This window comes from Streptomyces longisporus (assembly GCF_039532765.1).
Taxonomy (GTDB): domain Bacteria; phylum Actinomycetota; class Actinomycetes; order Streptomycetales; family Streptomycetaceae; genus Streptomyces; species Streptomyces longisporus.
Genome location: NZ_BAAASG010000001.1, coordinates 118,297 through 136,870 on the forward strand (window position 1 = coordinate 118,297; position 18,574 = coordinate 136,870).

The following is an 18,574-nucleotide window of genomic DNA, read 5'->3' on the forward strand; positions in this document are numbered from 1 at the left end:
GTACTTGCGGGCGGGTCCCTTCCGCCGCGTCAGCCGGCGGGGCACCCTCGTGACCGCTGCGCGCGGTCTGGGAGGCCAGAAGGCCCGCCTGGCGCGGGCCTTCTGGGGAGCGTCAGGCGCCCGGCGGTACCCGTGAGGGGCGTCCCATGCCGCGTGTCAGTGCATATCCTCCGACGCCCGCGAGCGCGGCCAGTGCGCCGCCGATCGCGGTCCACACCCAGCGGTCCGACCACCAGCCGGATGCCCAGCCGTCCTCGGGCTCGATGCTCGACAGCACGGCGGGCTTCGACGAACTCCCGTTGTTCTCCGCAGACTTGGCGGCCGCCGCGATCCCCGGTACCAGCGGCTTCGCCAGCGAGCCGTCCACGGCCGCCGAGCCGCCGATGTCCTTGGACCCGACCCGGACCGAGGCGCGGATCGGCTGGCCGAGGTCGGCCGGCGCCAGGTTCACCACGGACAGCCGTATGTAGTACGTCCCCGGCAGCGGGTCGTCGGCCCACGGCTCCGACCAGGCGCGCACGGTACGCAGCGTGCAGGCCAGGTCGACCCTGGGCGTGCCCTGGGCCGCGGTGCGCGTCTGCGCGCCGTACTGGCAGGCCTGGCGGCGCCGCAGTCCGTCGTACACGTCGATCTGCCAGGTCTGCGCGGCATGCGTGTCCGGCAGCTTCACGGTGGCTTCGACGGTGGGGCGCTGACCGGCGTCCGCGGGGAACGACCAGTACAGGTAGTCGCCCGTGGAGCCGACCGCCGTGGCCTGCTGCCCCTGCTCGAACTCCGTCGCCGTACGGAAGGACGTCCCCGCCGAGGTCGGCGCCGAGCCGGCGCCGGAGGCGCTGGGCGACGGCGAGGAGTCGGCCGCCGCGGGAGCGGCCGCCAGCCCGAGCGTCAGCAGGGCCGCGCTCAACACACGTGTGATCCGCATCAGTTGGTCCTCCAGACCGCGACCCGCCAGCGTGACAGCCAGCCCCAGATCAGACCGGCCAGGAAGCCGACCAGCACCAGTACGCCGAGCAGCCACCAGCCGCGGCCGAGGCCGAAGGAGGCCACGTCGCCGGAGTGGGACGGGCCGTCGACCACGTCCACGGTCAGCTCCAGCGGCAGACCGGGCGTGGTCTTCACGCCGGAGGCCGCAGAGAAGGAGTTGGTGACCTGAAGGCAGACCGTCTCCGCGGCGGGCTTGTCGCTGTCGTCGCCGTCCCGTTCGGGCTTGGGGTAGCGCAGCCCGGTGGAGATGACGTCCGTACGACCGTTGCCCGCGGCCTCCCCGCGCACGATCTCCCGGCCGTGCACGGTGACGGCCCGCAGCAGTGCCCCGTAGTCCGGACCGACGGCCCGGTCGGCCGCCACGCTCACCGAGGCGCGCAGCTCCTGGCCCGCCAGGACCTCCACGCGGTACCAGCGCTGCTGCCCGAACTCCTCACGGTCCGTGTACAGACCCGACTTCAGGGTCGGCGCGTCCGTGCACTGTGCGGCGCCCTCGGTGGCGACCGGAGTCACCACGGGGTTGGCCGCCCGGTCCACCAACTGGTTGACCTTGTCGGTGAGTTCGGCGGTGTGCTCGACCGAGGTGTAGGTGCCGCCGGTCGCCTCGGCGATACAGCTGAGCTGCTTGTTCAGCTTGGTGTCGGGGACCAGGCCGAGGGTGTCGATGGTCATCCCGATGCCCTTGGCGGCGATCTCGCGGGCCACCTCGCACGGGTCGAGCGGGGCGCAGGTGTCCTCGCCGTCGGTGATCAGCACGATCCGCTTGGAGCCGTCGCCGCCCTTCAGGTCGTCGGCCGCCTTGAGGAGGGCCGGGCCGATCGGGGTCCAGCCGGTGGGCGAGAGGGTCGCGACCGCCGTCTTCGCCCCGGTGCGGTCCAGGGTGCTGACCGGGTAGAGCTGCGCGGTGTCCTTGCAGCCCGTCCTCCGGTCGTTGCCCGGGTAGTTGGCGCCGAGCGTGCGGATGCCGAGCTGGACCTCCGCGGGTGTCGCGTCGAGGACCTCGTTGAACGCCTGCTTCGCCGCGGCCATCCGGGTTCCGCCGTCGATGTCCCGGGTCCGCATGGAACCGCTGACGTCGAGCACGAGATCGACCTTCGCGGTCGCCTCGCCCGTGGGTTCGCCGGCGCTCGCCGCGGCCGGGAACGCCATCCCGGCCGCCAGGGCGGCGAGCAGGGCGCACACTCCTGCCGCCAGCCGTTGTCTTCTGATCATCGGCGGATCTTATTGATCAGATGTGCCGGGTTCCAAAACGAGCGTCAGCAGGCCTCTGAGCGCAGGGGATTGGGCAGCTGGGCCCACTGGTCACCGGGCGTCCCGGGCGACATCCGCATCAGCGTCAGCGCCTTCGTGGGCAGCGGCTCTTCGAGCAGCGCGGCCAGGTCGGGAGAGCACGGCAGCTCCCGTACGGCCGTCTCCAGCGCCGTCCCGAGCGCCTGTGCCGAACCCGCCGTACCGGCGAGGGCGCCCGCCACCAGCGAGCCGAACAGCTTGCGCCGCAGCGTCGTCACGTCGTCCGTGACGAGCCGTCCGGACAGGAGATCGGGGACCGGGATGCCGTGCCGGGCCAGCCGCGCCGGGCTGACGCGGATGTCGGCGAGATCGCGGTAGACCAGCCGCAGCGGGGCACCCGTCGCCGAGAGGACGACCAGAAGGTTCTGGCCATGCGCCTCAAGGGCCACTCCCAGCTCCAGCAGGCGCAGGCCGACGGTGAGGGTGAGGCGGGTGAAGTCGGCGAGCCAGGCGGGGGATTCGGGCAGCGCGGTGGTGGCGAGCGCGGCCACCGGCACGACCCGCTCGCCGCGGGCCGTCGAGGCGTACGTCTGCGGCGACTCCCGCAGCACGGCGGCGAGGTCCGCGGACTCGGCCGTGGCCGCACCCCAGGTGCGCGTCACGTGCAGCAGGCCGTCGGCGCGCGCCGCCAGTGACTCCGCGAAGGCCGACAGCGTCGCCGACAGTGCGATCGAGTAGCGCGAGATGTCCCGCACCGAGGACGTCAGCCGGGCGCTCAGCGCGGTCTTGACATGCGGCCCGCCGGGCACCGCGAGGGTGCGCAGGGACATCAGCGGATGCGCGGTGAGCTTCTGCTCGCAGGTCCGCTTCAGCACATGCGCCGCCTGCCACGGGTGCACCGGCAGCAACAGCCGTTCCCCGTCCCGCATGTCGTCCGGCCACGCCCCGGTCACCAGGCACTCGTCGGCCCTGACCGGCAGCATCCCGAGCTCGACCCGCGGCCGGTGCTCGGGCCCGTAGGCCAGCTGCTCGGCCACCGAGAAACCGGGCCGGGAACGGCAACCCGGATGGAAGGGATGCCCGTCCACCACCCGCTGCTCCCACTCCCAGTCCTGCGCGGGCCACTCGTCCGTGTGGCGCTCCTGATCGGCCCGGGACAGCGCCAAGGACGCCACGCTGTGCCCGAGTTCGGCCGCGAAGTCGACGCAGTGCGGCACCGCCAGGTCGGTCATCAGCCGCGCCGGATGGTCGTACGCCACGCTGTCGAGGTGTACGGCGGTGACATGGCCGGCGGTGGCGTACGGATCCGCGGCCGGCCCGTGCAGCCGGCGCCCGTCGCGAAGGCGCACGGTGAGACCCTCCCGGTCCGGGTGGCGGGCGGCGATCCACGGCAGCGGCTCATGGGCGAGCGCCCGCCACAGCCGGGTCAGCACGGCCGCCCGGGCACCCGGCAGCTCGGCCGCGTACCGTGACTCGAGCGCGGGGCGTACGGCGGCCAGCTCGTCGGCGACCTCGGCCTCCGCGGGGTGGGGACGGTGCACGGGCGGGCTCCTCGGGTACGAGTAGGGCGTCACGAACCGGGGTGACGGCATACATACTGATCGTCTCCGCCCGAATGGACCTGAGGGAACGAGTGGATCGCGTGGATCTCATCACCCCGCACACCGGTGACGACCCCGCCGGCCGTGCCGACGCATACGCGGCCGCACCGCTCCTCAACTGTCTGCTGCGCGAGGTGGCCGAGCCGGTGGTGCACCCTGACCCGCGTGCCGAGTCCGGGTCACTGGGTCTCGATCCGGGCGCTCAGGGCGCGCCCTGGCTGGAGGGCACGGGCCCCGGCGCTTGGGGGACGGGGCCTTCCGCCTCGGATTCCGGCGCGCACGGCAGGCCCGCGCCGTCGGGGACGGACGCTTGCCCCTTCCGCACGTACCGACTGCCCGGCACCGGCCGGCTCCTCCGGGTGCGCGGGGAACGCCGGCCCGCCGGCCCCGAGGTCTATGCAGGCGGCCACTGGCACCCCGTCGGGCACACCGAACTCGTCAAGCTCGTCGCCGAGGAGCTGCGCCGCGACACGGGCCTGTCCAACCACGAACTCCCCGCCGAGATGATCGACAGCCGGGACGCCGTGGCCGCACTGCTGGCCGCCCGCGCCGGGGCGACGGCGCCCGAGGACCCGTACCAGCGCTCCGAGCAGTCCCTGATCACCGGCCACCCCTACCATCCGGCCCCCAAGGCACGCGGTGGCGGCCCGGTCGCGGGCTGGCTGCCGTACGCCCCTGAGGCCTACGCCCGCTTCCCGTTGGTGCTGCTCGGCGTGCGCGAGGACCTGGTCGTCGAGGAGGGCGACACCTCGGCGCTGGACGCCCTCGGCGAGGCCCCGCCCGGCTACCGGCTGCTGCCCGCCCACCCCTGGCAGCTCGACCTCGTGGACCTCGCGCCCGCCTTCGCCGACGGCCGTCTGATCCCGCTGGGCACGACAGCCTTCGAGACCTGGCCCACGGCCGCGATCCGTACCCTCTACGCCCCCGAGCACGACCTCTTCCTGAAGTTCAGCCTCGACGTCCGCATCACCAACGACATCCGCCGGCTGTGGCGCCACGACCTGCTGAAACTCCGCCGCACGGACGAGGCGGCGGCCGCCGCCTTCGCCGCCGTGGACGGCCCGGCGGCCTGGCTCGGCGACCGCGGCTACCGCAGCGCCGGCTTCGCCTTCGAGGAACTCGCCGTCCTGGTCCGCGACGGGCTGCACGGCCATGTGCTGCCCGGCGCGACCCCCTTGCTTGCCGCGGGCCTGGTGGAGGGCTTCGCGGGCAGCCCTCTCGACGCGACTCGCGACCCGGAGGCCTGGTGGGAGGCGTATCTGAGGGCCGTCGTGCCGCCGGCGCTGGCAGCCTTCGCCGACCACGGGGTCGTACTCGAGGCACATCTGCAGAACACGCTGGTCGCCGTCGACGCGGACGGCATCCCGGTGCAGGCGCTGTTCCGGGACGCCGAGGGCGTGAAGCTGCTGCCGGAGGTGTCGCGCGCGGCCGGCTGGGAACGGCTGGTGTACTGCCTGGTCGTCAACCACCTCACCGAGGTCGCCGCCACCCTGGCCGAACGCCACCCCGGTCTCGACCCCTGGCCCGCGGCCCGCCGCGAACTCGCCCGCCATGACCTCCCGGAGATCACCGCCCTGCTCAGCTCCCCGACCCTCCCGGGCAAGACGAACCTGCTCCTGCGCTGGACGGGTGCGGACGGCGCGGACGCCCGCTATCTGCCGCTGCCGAATCCGCTGACCGCAGGTCAGACGCGCTCGTAGAAGCCGTCGAGGCGGCCGCGCGCGAGCACCTCACCCGCGGCGGCGAGCACGGCCCGCGGCTTGGCGGTGTCCGGCACGGTGCCGCTCTTTCCGACGGTCAGCGGCTTGCCCAGGGCGAACAGCTGGAAGACGTAACGGTGCGGACCATGGCCCTTGATCGGCGCGGGTCCGAGGTAGCCGCGGCGCGAGCCCGAACTCAGCAGCCGTACTCCGTCCGCGGGGGTACCGGCGTCGAGGCCGCCCTGGGGGAGAGCGGTCAGGGACGGGTCGAGCAGGGCGATGCCGTGGTTGTACGGGTACGCCGTCGGTGCGTCGGGGTCCTCGATGACCAGCAGCAACCGGACCGTCCCGGCGGGCGCCTTGCCCCAGGTCAGGGCCGGTGAGAGATCCTTTCCACCGAGGCGCTTGCCGGCGTGCGGGGTGGGGATCGTCGTCTCGTGCGCGAAGTCGGGGCTGCTCAGCTCCAGGGTGTTCGCGCCGGCCAGGTTCGGCGCGTTCCAGGCGAGGCCCTCGTCCCCGGCCCGCTTGTTCTTCAGCAACTTGCCCAGCACAGCCATGAGTTGCTCCTCGTGGTGGGTTTTGATCCTTATACACGGGGATCGCGACGGTCCGCACAGGAACATTTCGGACTGCGGGCGGGGAAAACCGTGGTGGCGCAGCCTGAGGCCGGGTCAGGTGGTTGCGCCGGTCAGGGCGAGGAACTCGCTGCGGGAACGGCCGTCGGTGCGCAGCAGGCCGAGGAGGGTGGAGGTCATGGTGCTGGAGCCGGTGGCCTGGACGCCGCGCAGGGTCATGCAGCTGTGCTCGGCCTCGATGACCACGCCGACACCCTTGGGTTCCAGGTGGGTCTGCAGCCAGTCGGCGACCTGTTTGGTCAGCCGCTCCTGCACCTGCGGCCGGCAGGAGAAGTGCTCGACGACACGGGCCAGTTTCGACAGCCCCAGGATCCGGCCACCGGGCAGGTAGCCGACGTGGGCGGTGCCGACGAACGGCAGCAGATGGTGCTCGCAGACGGACCGGACCGGGATGCGGCGGGCCAGGACGAGTTCGTCGTAGCCCTCGTCGTTGGGGAAGGTGGTGAGGTCGAAGGGGCGCGGGCTGAACAGCTCGGCGTAGGCGCGGGCCATGCGGCCCGGTGTGCCGCGCATGCTCTCCGAGGAGGTGGCGATGCCCAGGGCGTTCAGGAACTGACCGGCGGCGCGTTCGGCGGCGGCAAGGTCGATGCCGTCGGGTTCATGGACCACCCGCAGGGTGGGGCCTGCGGATGGGCCTTCCTGGTCGGTGGGGCGTATTCGTGCGGTGGTGTGGCGCGAGAGTTCGGTCATGTCAGCTGCCGCCGATGCCGAGGGCGGTGAGCAGGACCAGGACGAGGGTGACGACCGCGAGCAGGCCGTGTGCCAGGACCACGGGCAGCGGGAAGTGCCGTTCGGCAGGGACCGTCCCCTCCGCTCCCGGAGCAGCCGCGGCTGGGGTGGCCGTGGCGCGGTCGCGGTAGACGGGGATCCAGCGGGCCAGCATCGTGAAGCCGAGCAGGGCGACCGGCAGCAGCAGGCCGAAGGCGGTCCAGGCCAGGGCCTTCTTGTCAGCCACGACGTAGATGATCCACACCACGAGGCCGATGGCGGCCAGGGCGAAGTGCCCGAAGATCACCGGTGCGGGCAGGCGGCTGGTGCCGGACTGCTGCTGGCGGATCCCGCCGCGTTGGATCCAGGTGCCGAGCAGGTAGAAGCCGCCGAGGGCGGTGACCACCCAGGCGATCAGTGCGGCGATGTCCATGAGGAACTCCCCAACGATGGATGGCTGGAAGGCAGCCGGCGGGCACCGGCCGTCGAGAGGTGTGCGGGGCTGCTGTCACGAGGTCCGGCCGGGGTCGCCCGGCCCGTATCCCTCGGCCTGGGTGTTCTCGTCGGCGACCCGTACGCCGTAGCGGTAGGCGAGCTTGCCGCCCAGGAACCCCGAGACACCCAGGACGGCGATGCCGACCGCGGACAGGGCGAGCTTCCCGGCGCCGACGCAGCTGCCGTCGGTGTAGGTGCCGTGGCGCCACAGGAAGTTGACGACGTAGGCGGCGGTCACGCCCAGGTTCAGCGTCATGTGCAGCAGGCCGGTGCGGAACGCGCGGGTCCCGGCGGGAATCGCGAACAGGTCGAGAAAGCCGACCAGTGCGGCCAGCAGTGCGCCGATCACGCCGACCGCGATCAGCCACTCCGAGCCCCGGGTCAGGAATGCCGGATCGTGCACCACCTGGGAGGCGATGTCGAACACCAGGCTCGCCACCCAGGCGCCGATCGGCACCGTCACGAGAATCGGGTGGAAGGGATGGCCGTACGGGCCGGCGAGGGCGGCACTGACCGGCCGCTTCGCCTGAAGCTGAGACTCACTGACCATCGCGACGACCTCCGTAGTTTCGCCAACAAATCTTGGTCTTATTAGGTCTGCGAGTCAAGACGCCCAGTTCCAGGCACTCAAAGAGCACAAGCGCCCATGCAGGTAGGAGTTATCGTGGTCATGTGGCTTCCGATCCGATACCGCCGGCCCGTGCGGCCGACGCCGCCATCGACTCCGTGAGCGTCCTGGGCGAGGACTCCCGGCGGCGCATGTTCGCCTTCATCCGGCGCGCCCGCCGCGCGGTCACCCGTGACGAGGCCGCCGCCAGCGTCGGCATATCCCGCAAGCTGGCCGCCTTCCACCTCGACAAGCTCGTCGACGCCGGCCTGCTGCGCGCCCGCTACGAGACGCCCGGCGGGATCCGCAGGGCCGGTAGGCAGCCCAAGGTCTACGAGCCCACCGACACCCAGCTCACCGTCAGCATCCCCGACCGGCGCCACGAACTCCTGGCGGACCTCCTGCTGGACGCCGTCCTGACCGAGGGCCCCGAAGAGAGCGCCATGCAAGCGGCGACACGCACCGCCGGCGTGCGCGGGCGACAGATGGGCGAGACGGAACGGGAGCGGACGCGGCCCGGCCGTCTCGGCGCCGAACGCGGGCTGACCACCTGTGAGCGCATGCTCGAGGAGCACGGCTACGAACCCGTCCGTGAAACCCCCACGCACATCCGGCTGCGCAACTGCCCCTTCCACCCCCTTGCGGCCAAGGCCCCCGACCTGGTGTGCGGCATGAACCACGCCTTCCTCACCGGTTACCTCGACGGCCTGCGGATCAACGGCGTCCAAGCCGTCCTGGCCCCACAGCCCGGAGAATGCTGCGTTCGGCTCACCCCGGCGGGCGCGGATCCCGACGGCGATCAGGGCGAGGCCCGCTGAAGCCGAGTTCGAGGAATTCGCCAAGTTTTCTCAAAATCGACCCACAGGGACCTATTAGGTAAGCCTTGCCTCATCTAGGTTCGGGAGGTACTTCTCCGCTCTTCCCACTGGAGTCCCCCCTAATGTCCAGTTCCCAGGTAGCCCTGCTCGGTGCCATCGCAGGGTTCACCATCTACCTCGGCCTGCCCCTCGGCCGGCTGCGCAACCCGAGCCCGCGGCTGCGCGCAGGTCTGAACGCCGTCGCCATCGGCATCCTGATCTTCCTGGTCTGGGACGTCCTGACACACGCCTGGGAGCCGGTCGACGAGGCGCTGGGCAAGCACGACTGGAGCACCGTGGCCTCCGGGGGCCTCACCCTCGCCGTGGGCCTCGGAGTCGGGCTGATGAGCCTGGTGTACTACGACGGCTGGATCGCCCGCCGCGCGGCCTCCGCGGCGCGGCCCGCCGGCCCCGGTGCCGCCGCCTCCGCCGAGCTGGCCCCCCGGGTCCGCAGCCGGGCCGGCTCGCTCGCACTGATGATCGCCACCGGTATCGGCCTGCACAACTTCGCCGAGGGCCTGGCCATCGGCAACTCCGCCGCCCAGGGCGAACTCTCCCTCGCCGTACTCCTCATCATCGGCTTCGGGCTGCACAACGCCACCGAAGGGTTCGGCATCGTCGCCCCGCTGGCCGCCGAGGGTGAACGCCCCTCCTGGGCCACGCTGCTGCTGCTCGGCCTGATCGGCGGCGGTCCGACCTTCCTCGGCACCGTGGTCGGCCAGCACCTGGTCAACGACACCGTGTCGATCGCCTTCCTGGGTCTGGCCGCGGGGTCGATCCTCTACGTGGTCATCGAACTGCTGGCCGTCGCCCGCAAGGCCGCGCTGAAGACCGTGACCACCTGGTGCGTTCTGCTGGGCCTCGTCCTCGGCTTCGCCACCGACGCCGTCGTCACCGCCGCCGGGGCCTGAAGCTCCCGCACCGTCTGCCGTCAGCTGCCCGCGTGCGGGGTTCGATCAAGGGGTGGTTGGGGCAACTGCGGTGTCTCTAAGATGTATTGCCTTGCGTGCTGGTGCGCTTCGATGGCGCGGGAGTGGGGGCGACGATGGAGTCGGGAAAGCATTTGTCGACGAACATTGATGCGACGGTCCCGACGGCCGCTCGCATGTACGACCACTATCTGGGCGGCAAGGACAACTACGCCGTCGACCGGGCTGCCTGCGAGGAACTCGACAAAGTCGTGCCCAGCACCCGGGCGCTGGCCCTGAACAACCGGCGCTTCCTGCAGCGGGTGGTGGGGGCGCTGGCGCGGGAGTACGGCATGCGCCAGTTCCTCGACCACGGATCGGGGCTGCCGACGCAGAACAACGTGCACCAGGTGGCACAGCAGGTCGACCCGGCGTCGCGTGTGGTCTACGTCGACAACGACCCGATGGTCCTGGTGCACGGCCGGGCCCTGCTGGAGCAGAACGAGCGCACCGCCGTCATCCAGGCGGACCTGCGCGACACCGAGATGATCTTCTCCCATCCCGACACCCAGCGGCTGATCGACTTCTCGCAGCCGGTGGCGGTGCTGTTCAACTCGGTGTTCCACTGCATCCCGGACAGCGACAGTGACGGGCCGTCGGCGGTGGTACGCCGAGTGGCCGAGCGGCTCGTGCCCGGCAGCTGTCTGGTGATGTGCCAGCTGGTCAGCGACGACCCCGAGGTACGGGACTTCGTCACCGATTTCATGGATCAGGCCACGCAGGGACACTGGGGCCGGGTGCGGCAGGAGAAGGACGTCGCGGAGTGGTTCGAGGGGATGGACATCCTCGAGCCGGGCCTGGTGGAGGTGTCCACCTGGCGGCCGGACAACGAAGTGGCGCCGCGTCAGCTCACCCAGGAGTGGATCGAGTTCGGCGGTGTGGGCCGACTCCGGTAGTGAGGCGCGTGGGGGTCATGCCCCCGCGTAGCGCCGCTCGACGGTGTTGCGGAGGAGGGCCAGCGACTCGCGGGGATTGAGGGCCTCGTCGGCCAGCCGGTCCAGGATCACCCGGTACTCCTCCGTCTCGTCCCGGTCCTCCAGGAAGGTGGCGCTCCTGATGTGCTCGAGATAGACGATGTCGGGCAGGTCGAGACCGCCGAAGCGCAGGTAGGTGACGGGGATGGCCGGCGCGGAGGCGTTCGTCACGTCCAGGGGGACGATCTGCAAGGTCACATGAGGCAGCTGAGCCATCGTGACCAGGTGCTCCAGCTGCCCGCGCATCACGTCGCGGCTGCCCAGGATGCGCAGCAGCACCGACTCGTCGATGACCGCCCAGAGTTGCGGGGCATCGGCCCGCCGCAGCAACTCCGCGCGCTGCATGCGGAGTTCGACGCGGCGCTCCACCTCGCGGGCCGACGCCGTGGGCAGTCCGCGCTCCACCACGGCGCGGGTGTAGGCCGGAGTCTGCAGCAGCCCGGGAACGTACTGGATCTCGAACGTGCGGATCGCCTGGGCTGCTTCCTGCAGCCCGACCAGCCGGTCGAACCACTCCGGCATCAGCCGCTTGTCGAAGCGCTGCCACCACCCCGGTTCCCCGGCCCGCCGCAGCAACTGCAGCAGCACCGACGTCTCGTGGTCCTCCGTCTTGTACAGCTCCAGCAGGGCTCGCACGTCCCCCTCGGTGGGCGGTCGGCGGCCCTTGCCCGCCTCGATGCGTGACAGCTTCGCCGGGCTGAATCCCACCGCACGAGCGGCCTGTTCCTGAGCGAGGCCGACGCCTTCGCGGATGCCTGCCAGCTGCACCCCGACCAGCATCTTCAGCAAGGTCGGAGCGGGTTCGGTGCTGCTCAGATACGGTTCGAGGCGGGAGATGCGCGGTGACTCGCAGTGCATCCTGACTCCCTGTGGGCAGGCGACGACAGGCCGCATTATCGCATTGCCGCATCCGCCTGTGCATGCCTCGGCCGCAGCGGGCCGCCGGGGACCGCGTCACAGCAGGTGGTCGAACTCGCCGTCCTTCGCGCCCGCCAGGAAGGCGGCCACCTCGACCGGCGTGTAGACGAGAGCCGGTCCGTGCGGGTCACGGGAGTTGCGCATGGCGATGCCTCCCCCGGGCAGGGCGGCCACCTCGACGCAGTTCCCCTCGGCATTGCTGTGACGGCTCTTGATCCAGTCCACGCCCAGCGAACTGGCCCGCACCCCGTTCTGAACTGACGGCACGACACTCTCCTTGCATGTGTTCCGTCACGCCGGCGGCCTGCAGTCCCACGGGCGCGGACCATCGACGTGCGGGGACGGTCTCCCTCTCGACGCGCGCAATTTCCCGTGAAATTGCACGAAGTCGCTCTCGGCGTGGATAATAGCCAAGGCGTCAATCTCCGTGCAGACGCCCCGTTCCTGACGTCCTCTCAGGGAGGCGCTGTGTCGCCCGCGCACCCAGCAGCCTTGTTCAACCCGGCTACGAGCACGGCCGATCGGAGTGCACCGCTGGATGTGCGCACGCATGGCGCGCCCAGAACAGCCGCCCTGCGCCTGCCCGATACCGGTCATGAATGCGCCCAAGCGCGCGCCTTCACCAACCGCACCCTCACCGTCTGGCAGTTGGGCCACTGCCGTGACGACGCGCTGAGCATCGTCTCCGAACTCGTCGCCAACGCCGTGGTACACGCCCGGCCGGCCAACCCCGCCGACGGGGCCGAGCCCGAGGTATGGCTGAAGCTCACCCTGCGCCCCCACCACCTGGTGTGTGCCGTCACCGACCAGGGCAGCGCCCTGCCGGCCTGCCCGAGGACAACGGACCAACTCCACGAGCACGGCCGCGGCCTGCACATCATCGACGCCCTGTCCCAACACTGGGGCTGGACCCGCTCCGCCCCCACCGGCAAGACCGTCTGGGCCATGCTGCCCACCCGGCGCAGCGCCCGGACCGACGGGACGGCGACGCCCTGACACGATGAGTGGGCTTGCGAGACACGACCGGTCGCCCGCCACCCTCGGGGAGGTGGCGCAGGTGCCCTGGCGCGAGATCAAGGACACCACGGGGTCCGCTGCGGCCATCCCCTTCCTGCTCGCCGCCCTTGCCTCGGGCGACGCGGGGGCAGCCCGCACCGCGCTGGAAAGGCTGCGCAACCGGATCTGCCGGTACGGCTTCGTCGTCGACCAGGCGACCGCCGTCACCGTCCCCTTCCTGTGGGACCTCGCCCTGCGCCCCGAGGTCACCTGCCGCGCCCAGATCCTCGATCTGCTGCGGAACATCGCCGGCGCGCGCCAGTGGGAGACCACGGCCGCCGCCTACCCGAAACTGCGCCGCCGCCATGGCCACTACGTTGCCTGGGAAGACGCGGCCCGACGCGCCGTCCGTGCACACAGCGGCGCCATCCCGCGACTGCTGAACGATCAGAATGCCGAACTGGTCCAGGCCACCGAGGAACTCGCTTCGGCACTGGCTGCCTGACGAGGTCTTGTGGGGCCCGGCAGCGACGGCCGTGGGCCTGCAGGAGGTGCACTGGGCGGTGGTTCTGGAAGCGCACGAGACGATGCGTCGCGCGGCAGGGGCGTCTCCGCTTTGCATGACGCGCGCATCGCGGCGCCTGCACATCGTTCCGCACCTGGGCCACTGTCTCCCGAGAACATCACAGCGGCCGATCTGATGGCTTGGGCACTCCTCACCGGCGATCACCCTCGGTTACTATGCTCACTCCATGCCGGAGGCCGGAAGCAGAGGGCGGACGGCCATCGACGGACTGCTGGGGGTGGCCTGAGGAAATGCTGAGAGAGGTCACTGCAACCCGCTACGTCGCCCCTCTGCACTCCGGCGGCTCCGTCCCCGGAGTCGTCGAGGCCGACGACCTGGGGACGTACGTGGTGAAGTTCACCGGATCCGCGCAGGGCCGCAAGGCGCTGGTCGCCGAGGTGATCGTCGGCGAGCTGGCGCGGGCGCTCGGGCTGCGCTTTCCCGAGCTGGTGCTGGTGCACTTCGACCCGGCGATCGCCGAAAGCGAGCCCCACCAGGAGGTGCGGGAGCTCCACAGCGCCAGCGCGGGGATCAACCTCGGCATGGACTACCTGCCGGGCGCGCGGGACTTCACCCCTCAGGTCGCGAAGTCGTTCCCGGTCGATGCGCTGGAGGCGGGCCGCATCGTCTGGCTCGACGCGCTGACCGTGAACGTGGACCGCACGGTCCACAGCTCGAACCTGATGGTCTGGCCGACGCTCGGGATCGCGCCGCCGCGGCTGTGGCTGATCGACCACGGGGCGGCCCTCGTCTTCCACCACCGCTGGGACAGCTCGGACCCCACCAAGGCGTACGACTTCCGGCATCACGCCCTCGGCCACTACGCCCCCGAGGTACGGGCCGCCGACGCGGAGCTGGCGCCGAAGGTGACGCGGGAGCTGCTGCGGGACATCGCCGCGGAGGTCCCCGACGCCTGGCTGGCCGGAGAGGAGGGCTTCGCGACCCCGGACGACATCCGGGCCGCGTACGTGGACTACCTCCACACGCGCGTGCGGGCCTCCGCGGAGTGGCTCCCCACCGACTTCCCCACCCGGGAGGAACTCGCCGCCGAGGAGGCCCTGCGGACGGCGCGTACCCAGCAAGGCCGCCCGAACTGGCTGAAGCGGGTCCCCGACCTGCACGGCAAACCGGCGGCGGAACAGGATTGGTCGGTGCACCTCGGATGAACCGCGTCGGACCGGCAGTACAGATCGAGTACTGCACCCAGTGCCGCTGGCTGCCCCGCGCGGCCTGGCTGGCACAGGAGCTGCTCACCACCTTCGAGGCGGAGCTGACCGAGCTGTCGCTCAAGCCCGGCACCGGCGGTGTCTTCGTCGTCCGGGTCGACGACGAGGTGGTCTGGGACCGCCGCGAACAGGGCTTCCCGGAGCCGACGGCCGTGAAGCAGGCCGTACGCGACCGAGTGGCCCCGGGAAGGTCCCTGGGCCACTCGGACAAGGTCTCGCAGGAGTAGGTCTCGAAGAGGACGTCAGCCCTTGAGCTGCTCGTACGCGGGCAGCGTGAGGAAGTCCGCGTAGTTCTCGTCGAGGGAGACCTGCAGCAGCAGGTCGTGGGCCTGCTGCCAGTGACCGGCCGCGAAGGCCTCCTCACCGATCTCCTGACGGATGTGGGACAGCTCCTCGGCGGCGACCTTGCGGGCCAGCTCCGGGGTGGCCTTCTCGCCGTTCTCGAACTCGACGCCCGCGTTGATCCACTGCCAGATCTGCGAGCGGGAGATCTCCGCGGTCGCCGCGTCCTCCATGAGGTTGAAGATGGCGACCGCGCCGAGCCCGCGCAGCCAGGCCTCGATGTAACGGATGCCGACCTGCACGGCGTTGACCAGTCCGTTGTACGTCGGCTTCGCGTCCAGGGAGTCGACGGCGATCAGGTCGGCCGCCTCGACGTGGACGTCCTCGCGCAGCCGGTCCTTCTGGTTCGGCCGGTCGCCGAGGACCTTGTCGAAGGACTCCATGGCGATCGGGACCAGGTCCGGGTGCGCGACCCAGGAGCCGTCGAAACCGTCGTTCGCCTCGCGGTCCTTGTCGGCGCGGACCTTCTCGAAGGCCACCTTGTTGACCTCGGCGTCCCGGCGGGAGGGGATGAACGCGGCCATGCCGCCGATCGCGTGCGCGCCGCGCTTGTGGCAGGTGCGGACGAGGAGTTCGGTGTACGCCCGCATGAACGGGGCCGTCATCGTGACCGCGTTGCGGTCCGGCAGGACGAACTTGGCGCCGCCGTCACGGAAGTTCTTCACGATGGAGAACAGGTAGTCCCAGCGGCCCGCGTTCAACCCCGAGGCGTGGTCGCGCAGTTCGTAGAGGATCTCCTCCATCTCGTACGCCGCCGTGATCGTCTCGATCAGGACGGTGGCGCGGATGGTGCCCTGCGGAATGCCGACGTAGTCCTGCGCGAAGACGAACACCTCGTTCCACAGGCGCGCTTCGAGGTGCGACTCGGTCTTCGGGAGGTAGAAGTACGGCCCCTTGCCTAGGTCGAGCAGACGCTGGGCGTTGTGGAAGAAGTACAGGCCGAAGTCGACGAAGGCGCCCGGGACGGGAGTGCCGTCGGCGTCGACGAGGTGGCGCTCGTTCAGGTGCCAGCCGCGCGGACGCATCACGACCGTCGCCAGCTCCTCGTTCGGGCGCAGGGCGTACGACTTGCCGCTCGCCGGGTCGGTGAAGTCGATGGTGCGGGTGTAGGCGTCGGCCAGGTTGATCTGACCGAGGACCACGTTCTCCCAGGTCGGCGCGGAGGCGTCCTCGAAGTCCGCGAGCCAGACCTTGGCGCCCGAGTTGAGGGCGTTGATGGTCATCTTGCGGTCGGTGGGGCCGGTGATCTCCACCCGGCGGTCGTTCAGGGCGGCGGGGGAGGGGGCGACCTTCCAGGAGTCGTCCGCGCGGATCGCGGCCGTCTCCGGCAGGAAGTCGAGCGTGGAGGTGCGGGCGATCTCGGCGCGGCGCTCCGCGCGGCGGGCGAGGAGCTCGTCACGCCGGGGCGTGAACCGCCGGTGCAGCTCGGCCACGAAGGCCAGGGCCGCCTCCGTGAGGACCTCCTCCTGCCGCGGCAGCGGCTCGGCGTCGACGATGGCCAGCGGGGACGGCGCTGGTGCGGACATGAGCTGTCACTTCCTTCAGCGGTGGCACCGGGTGCCAGTCGAACCGGGTACGGCGAGCGACGCCCTTGGAGCGGTAGGGCGCTTCTGAACAGTGGATACTAGTTTCCTCATTGTGGAAGTTCAATGGTTTGTTGATATCGAGATTCTCCGAGTCGAGGGAAGGTGGCGCTCAGTGCCACCTTCGTCACTCAAAGTTCAAGGTTCACTCAAGGTGGACCAGATCGGCTTCCGTGTCGATGTCGTACGGCTGTGCCACGTCCCCGCACTCGACGAGCGTGATCGCCGGTTCGTGCGCCTTGAGGTAGGCGCGGGCCCCGCGGTCCCCGGTCGCGGTCTCGGCGATGCCCGCCCAGTGCGCGCTGCCGAAGAGGACGGGATGGCCGCGTACGCCGTCGTAGGCGGCCGAGACGAGGGACCTCTCGTCCCGGTACGCGGCCAGCACCCGCCCTGCCGCCTGCGGACCGATCCCCGGCTGGTCGACGAGCGAGACGAGGGCGGCCCGGGCCCCCGTTCCGGCGAGCGAGTCCAGCCCGGCCCGCAGTGAGGTGCCCATGCCCCGGCCCCAGTCCGGGTTCTCCACGAGCACGCACCCCTCCAGCGCGGTGCGCTCCCGTACGGCGGCCGCCTGCGCCCCGAGGACCACATGGATGCGGGTGCAGCCGGCCGCCCGCAGCACACCGACCGCGTGTTCGACGAGCGGCCGGCCGTGGTGCTGAAGCAGCGCCTTGGGGCGCCCGCCGAGCCGCCGGCCACCGCCGGCGGCGAGGACCAGCCCGGCCACCTGCTGTTCGTTCTCCGTCATGCGTCCTGCATACCTGACGCCAGGGCGAGCGCCCGGTTTCCGGGGGCTGAATTTCGGTCCGCGCGGTGGCGCACGGGGCATCGGGTGGCGTTTACTGACCCGCGTCCCCCGGCGCCCGACCATCGCCACGGGGCTGCACTGCGGGAGCACGAGGAAACTGCGCACGAGGGCGTGCGAGGGGGAGAGCTGTGTTGCGGAGCTTGGGGCAGAGGCCAGTGACCGGCAGCGACGAGGACCCGAGAGTGGCGGAACTGCGGACCGCGGTGTCCCGGCTGCGCCGCGAACTCGCCGCGCATCCCGCCGAGTTCCCCGACCGCGGCATAGCCGAGGACGAACTCGCCGCCCTCGCCGCGATGACGATCGACGGCGCCCCCGAAATCCCCCGGCTGCGCCGGTCGCTGCTGCTGATCGCCGGCGCGATCGGGTCCGTGAGCGCGCTGGCCAGGGGTCTGTCGGAGGTGCGCAACGCGGTGGACCTGTTCGGGGAACCACCGCGCCGCTGAGCCGCCGGTCGGGGCCGCTCAGATCTGGGCCACGGGCCCCGAGCTCGCGAGTGCCTCCGACAGCTCCACCGCCACCTGCTGCAGCACCGGCACGATCTTGTCCGTGGCCGCCTCCGTGACCCGGCCCGCCGGGCCCGAGATCGAAATGGCGGCCGCGGTGGGGGAGTTGGGCACGGAGACGGCCAGGCAGCGCACCCCCATCTCCTGCTCGTTGTCGTCGACCGCGTAGCCGTCCCGGCGCACGTCCTGAAGGGCGGCCAGGAAGCCCTCCGGCGTGGTGATCGTCCTGTCCGTCGCGGCGGGCATGCCGGTGCGGGAGAGCAGGGCGCGCACCTCGTCGTCCGGGGTGTTCGCAAGCAGCGCCTTGCCGACGCCCGTGGAGTGCGGCAGCACCCGGCGGCCCACCTCGGTGAACATCCGCATCGAGTGCTTGGACGGCACCTGGGCCACATAGACGATCTCGTCGCCGTCGAGCAGCGCCATGTTCGCCGTCTCGCCCGTCTCCTCCACCAGGCGGGCCAGATACGGGCGCGCCCAGGTGCCGAGCAGCCGGGCGGCGGACTCGCCGAGACGGATCAGACGCGGGCCGAGCGCATACCGGCGGTTGGCCTGCTGGCGGACGTATCCGCAGGCCACAAGGGTGCGCATCAGCCGGTGAATGGTGGGCAGCGGCAGCCCGCTGCTCGCGGAGAGCTCGCTGAGCCCCACCTCGCCGCCCGCGTCCGCCATCCGTTCCAGCAGATCGAAGGCGCGCTCGAGGGACTGGACGCCACCGCCGTTGGACTTGGCGGCGTCGGTGGTGCTGGCGCTGGACGTCGGCACGGCGCGTTCCTTTCGGGACTGGCGGGAAGGGCAGAAGCCTACCCGCCGGTCGGTTGACTCCCTGCTTGTGCATAGCTACGTTCTGCTTGCTGGAATTCTAATTCCGCTTTGTGGA

The 18,574-nt window shown here is 71.1% G+C and carries 21 protein-coding genes; 9 read left to right on the forward strand and 12 right to left on the reverse strand.

Going from position 1 to position 18,574, the window contains the following annotated elements:
• Nucleotides 1–112: 112 nt before the first annotated feature.
• The 3 genes from ABD355_RS00495 to ABD355_RS00505 are packed head-to-tail and all read right to left on the reverse strand — an operon-like array spanning nucleotide 113 to nucleotide 3,755.
• Complete coding sequence (locus tag ABD355_RS00495; RefSeq protein WP_344397915.1) at nucleotides 113–922, reverse strand: hypothetical protein; 810 nt, start codon at nucleotides 920–922, stop codon at nucleotides 113–115.
• Nucleotides 922–2,196, reverse strand: a complete 1,275-nt coding sequence (locus ABD355_RS00500) for a VWA domain-containing protein (RefSeq protein ID WP_344397916.1) — start codon at nucleotides 2,194–2,196, stop codon at nucleotides 922–924. Before ABD355_RS00500 ends, ABD355_RS00495 begins: the two co-directional genes overlap by 1 nt.
• 44 nt (nucleotides 2,197–2,240) lie before the next feature.
• Nucleotides 2,241–3,755, reverse strand: a complete 1,515-nt coding sequence (locus ABD355_RS00505; protein WP_344397917.1) for an IucA/IucC family protein — start codon at nucleotides 3,753–3,755, stop codon at nucleotides 2,241–2,243.
• Between the two features lie 74 nt (nucleotides 3,756–3,829).
• On the opposite strand from ABD355_RS00505, the gene ABD355_RS00510 reads away from it, so the two are divergent.
• The gene (locus ABD355_RS00510) at nucleotides 3,830–5,515 is read left to right on the forward strand and encodes an IucA/IucC family protein (RefSeq protein ID WP_425585690.1); all 1,686 of its coding nucleotides are present in this window, start codon (nucleotides 3,830–3,832) and stop codon (nucleotides 5,513–5,515) included.
• Here ABD355_RS00510 and ABD355_RS00515 read toward each other — a convergent pair.
• From ABD355_RS00515 to ABD355_RS00530, 4 genes are all read right to left on the reverse strand, one after another.
• Nucleotides 5,500–6,072: a YbhB/YbcL family Raf kinase inhibitor-like protein gene (locus tag ABD355_RS00515; protein ID WP_344397919.1), complete on the reverse strand. Its 573-nt coding sequence runs from the start codon at nucleotides 6,070–6,072 to the stop codon at nucleotides 5,500–5,502. The genes ABD355_RS00510 and ABD355_RS00515 overlap by 16 nt on opposite strands.
• A gap of 114 nt (nucleotides 6,073–6,186) precedes the next feature.
• Entirely contained in the window at nucleotides 6,187–6,840 is a 654-nt protein-coding gene (folE, locus tag ABD355_RS00520; RefSeq protein ID WP_344397920.1) for a GTP cyclohydrolase I FolE, read from the reverse strand.
• 1 nt (nucleotide 6,841) lies between these two features.
• Nucleotides 6,842–7,291 (reverse strand): hypothetical protein, encoded by a 450-nt coding sequence (locus ABD355_RS00525; protein WP_344397921.1) that lies wholly within the window; start codon nucleotides 7,289–7,291, stop codon nucleotides 6,842–6,844.
• Between the two features lie 75 nt (nucleotides 7,292–7,366).
• Nucleotides 7,367–7,903 carry a DUF2231 domain-containing protein gene (locus tag ABD355_RS00530; RefSeq protein ID WP_344397922.1) on the reverse strand — a complete coding sequence of 179 codons (537 nt, stop codon included), beginning with the start codon at nucleotides 7,901–7,903 and terminating at the stop codon, nucleotides 7,367–7,369.
• Between the two features lie 122 nt (nucleotides 7,904–8,025).
• Between ABD355_RS00530 and ABD355_RS00535 the strand changes: the two genes are divergently transcribed.
• From ABD355_RS00535 to ABD355_RS00545, 3 genes are all read left to right on the forward strand, one after another.
• A complete protein-coding gene (locus ABD355_RS00535; protein WP_344397923.1) occupies nucleotides 8,026–8,778 on the forward strand; it encodes a helix-turn-helix transcriptional regulator in 753 nt (250 codons plus the stop codon).
• Between the two features lie 122 nt (nucleotides 8,779–8,900).
• Nucleotides 8,901–9,728: a ZIP family metal transporter gene (locus ABD355_RS00540; protein WP_344397924.1), complete on the forward strand. Its 828-nt coding sequence runs from the start codon at nucleotides 8,901–8,903 to the stop codon at nucleotides 9,726–9,728.
• A gap of 134 nt (nucleotides 9,729–9,862) precedes the next feature.
• On the forward strand, nucleotides 9,863–10,681 hold the full coding sequence (locus ABD355_RS00545; protein ID WP_344397925.1) for an SAM-dependent methyltransferase: 819 nt from the start codon (nucleotides 9,863–9,865) through the stop codon (nucleotides 10,679–10,681).
• Between the two features lie 15 nt (nucleotides 10,682–10,696).
• Here ABD355_RS00545 and ABD355_RS00550 read toward each other — a convergent pair whose 3' ends face one another.
• Nucleotides 10,697–11,617, reverse strand: a complete 921-nt coding sequence (locus ABD355_RS00550; protein WP_344397926.1) for a helix-turn-helix domain-containing protein — start codon at nucleotides 11,615–11,617, stop codon at nucleotides 10,697–10,699.
• 96 nt (nucleotides 11,618–11,713) lie between these two features.
• Nucleotides 11,714–11,944, reverse strand: a complete 231-nt coding sequence (locus ABD355_RS00555; protein WP_344397927.1) for a DUF397 domain-containing protein — start codon at nucleotides 11,942–11,944, stop codon at nucleotides 11,714–11,716.
• 273 nt (nucleotides 11,945–12,217) lie between these two features.
• Between ABD355_RS00555 and ABD355_RS00560 the strand changes: the two genes are divergently transcribed.
• The 4 genes from ABD355_RS00560 (at nucleotide 12,218) to ABD355_RS00575 (ending at nucleotide 14,691) form a co-directional block, all read left to right on the forward strand.
• Nucleotides 12,218–12,673 carry an ATP-binding protein gene (locus ABD355_RS00560; RefSeq protein WP_344397928.1) on the forward strand — a complete coding sequence of 152 codons (456 nt, stop codon included), beginning with the start codon at nucleotides 12,218–12,220 and terminating at the stop codon, nucleotides 12,671–12,673.
• 61 nt (nucleotides 12,674–12,734) lie between these two features.
• Complete coding sequence (locus tag ABD355_RS00565; RefSeq protein ID WP_344398123.1) at nucleotides 12,735–13,178, forward strand: hypothetical protein; 444 nt, start codon at nucleotides 12,735–12,737, stop codon at nucleotides 13,176–13,178.
• A 311-nt stretch (nucleotides 13,179–13,489) separates the two neighbouring features.
• The gene (locus ABD355_RS00570; RefSeq protein ID WP_344397929.1) at nucleotides 13,490–14,404 is read left to right on the forward strand and encodes a HipA family kinase; all 915 of its coding nucleotides are present in this window, start codon (nucleotides 13,490–13,492) and stop codon (nucleotides 14,402–14,404) included.
• Nucleotides 14,401–14,691 carry an Rdx family protein gene (locus tag ABD355_RS00575; protein ID WP_344397930.1) on the forward strand — a complete coding sequence of 97 codons (291 nt, stop codon included), beginning with the start codon at nucleotides 14,401–14,403 and terminating at the stop codon, nucleotides 14,689–14,691. The genes ABD355_RS00570 and ABD355_RS00575 overlap by 4 nt, the downstream gene beginning before the upstream one ends.
• A gap of 15 nt (nucleotides 14,692–14,706) precedes the next feature.
• Here the strand turns inward: ABD355_RS00575 and aceB are convergent, their stop codons facing one another.
• Both aceB and ABD355_RS00585 read right to left on the reverse strand, forming a co-directional pair.
• Nucleotides 14,707–16,332: a malate synthase A gene (gene aceB / locus ABD355_RS00580; RefSeq protein ID WP_344397931.1), complete on the reverse strand. Its 1,626-nt coding sequence runs from the start codon at nucleotides 16,330–16,332 to the stop codon at nucleotides 14,707–14,709.
• Nucleotides 16,333–16,534: 202 nt separating this feature from the next.
• Nucleotides 16,535–17,134 (reverse strand): nucleotidyltransferase family protein, encoded by a 600-nt coding sequence (locus ABD355_RS00585; protein WP_344397932.1) that lies wholly within the window; start codon nucleotides 17,132–17,134, stop codon nucleotides 16,535–16,537.
• A 215-nt stretch (nucleotides 17,135–17,349) separates the two neighbouring features.
• Between ABD355_RS00585 and ABD355_RS00590 the strand changes: the two genes are divergently transcribed.
• Nucleotides 17,350–17,637 carry a DUF5955 family protein gene (locus tag ABD355_RS00590; protein WP_344397933.1) on the forward strand — a complete coding sequence of 96 codons (288 nt, stop codon included), beginning with the start codon at nucleotides 17,350–17,352 and terminating at the stop codon, nucleotides 17,635–17,637.
• Between the two features lie 18 nt (nucleotides 17,638–17,655).
• Here ABD355_RS00590 and ABD355_RS00595 read toward each other — a convergent pair whose 3' ends face one another.
• Nucleotides 17,656–18,459 carry an IclR family transcriptional regulator gene (locus tag ABD355_RS00595; protein ID WP_344397934.1) on the reverse strand — a complete coding sequence of 268 codons (804 nt, stop codon included), beginning with the start codon at nucleotides 18,457–18,459 and terminating at the stop codon, nucleotides 17,656–17,658.
• Between the last annotated feature and the right edge of the window lie 115 nt (nucleotides 18,460–18,574).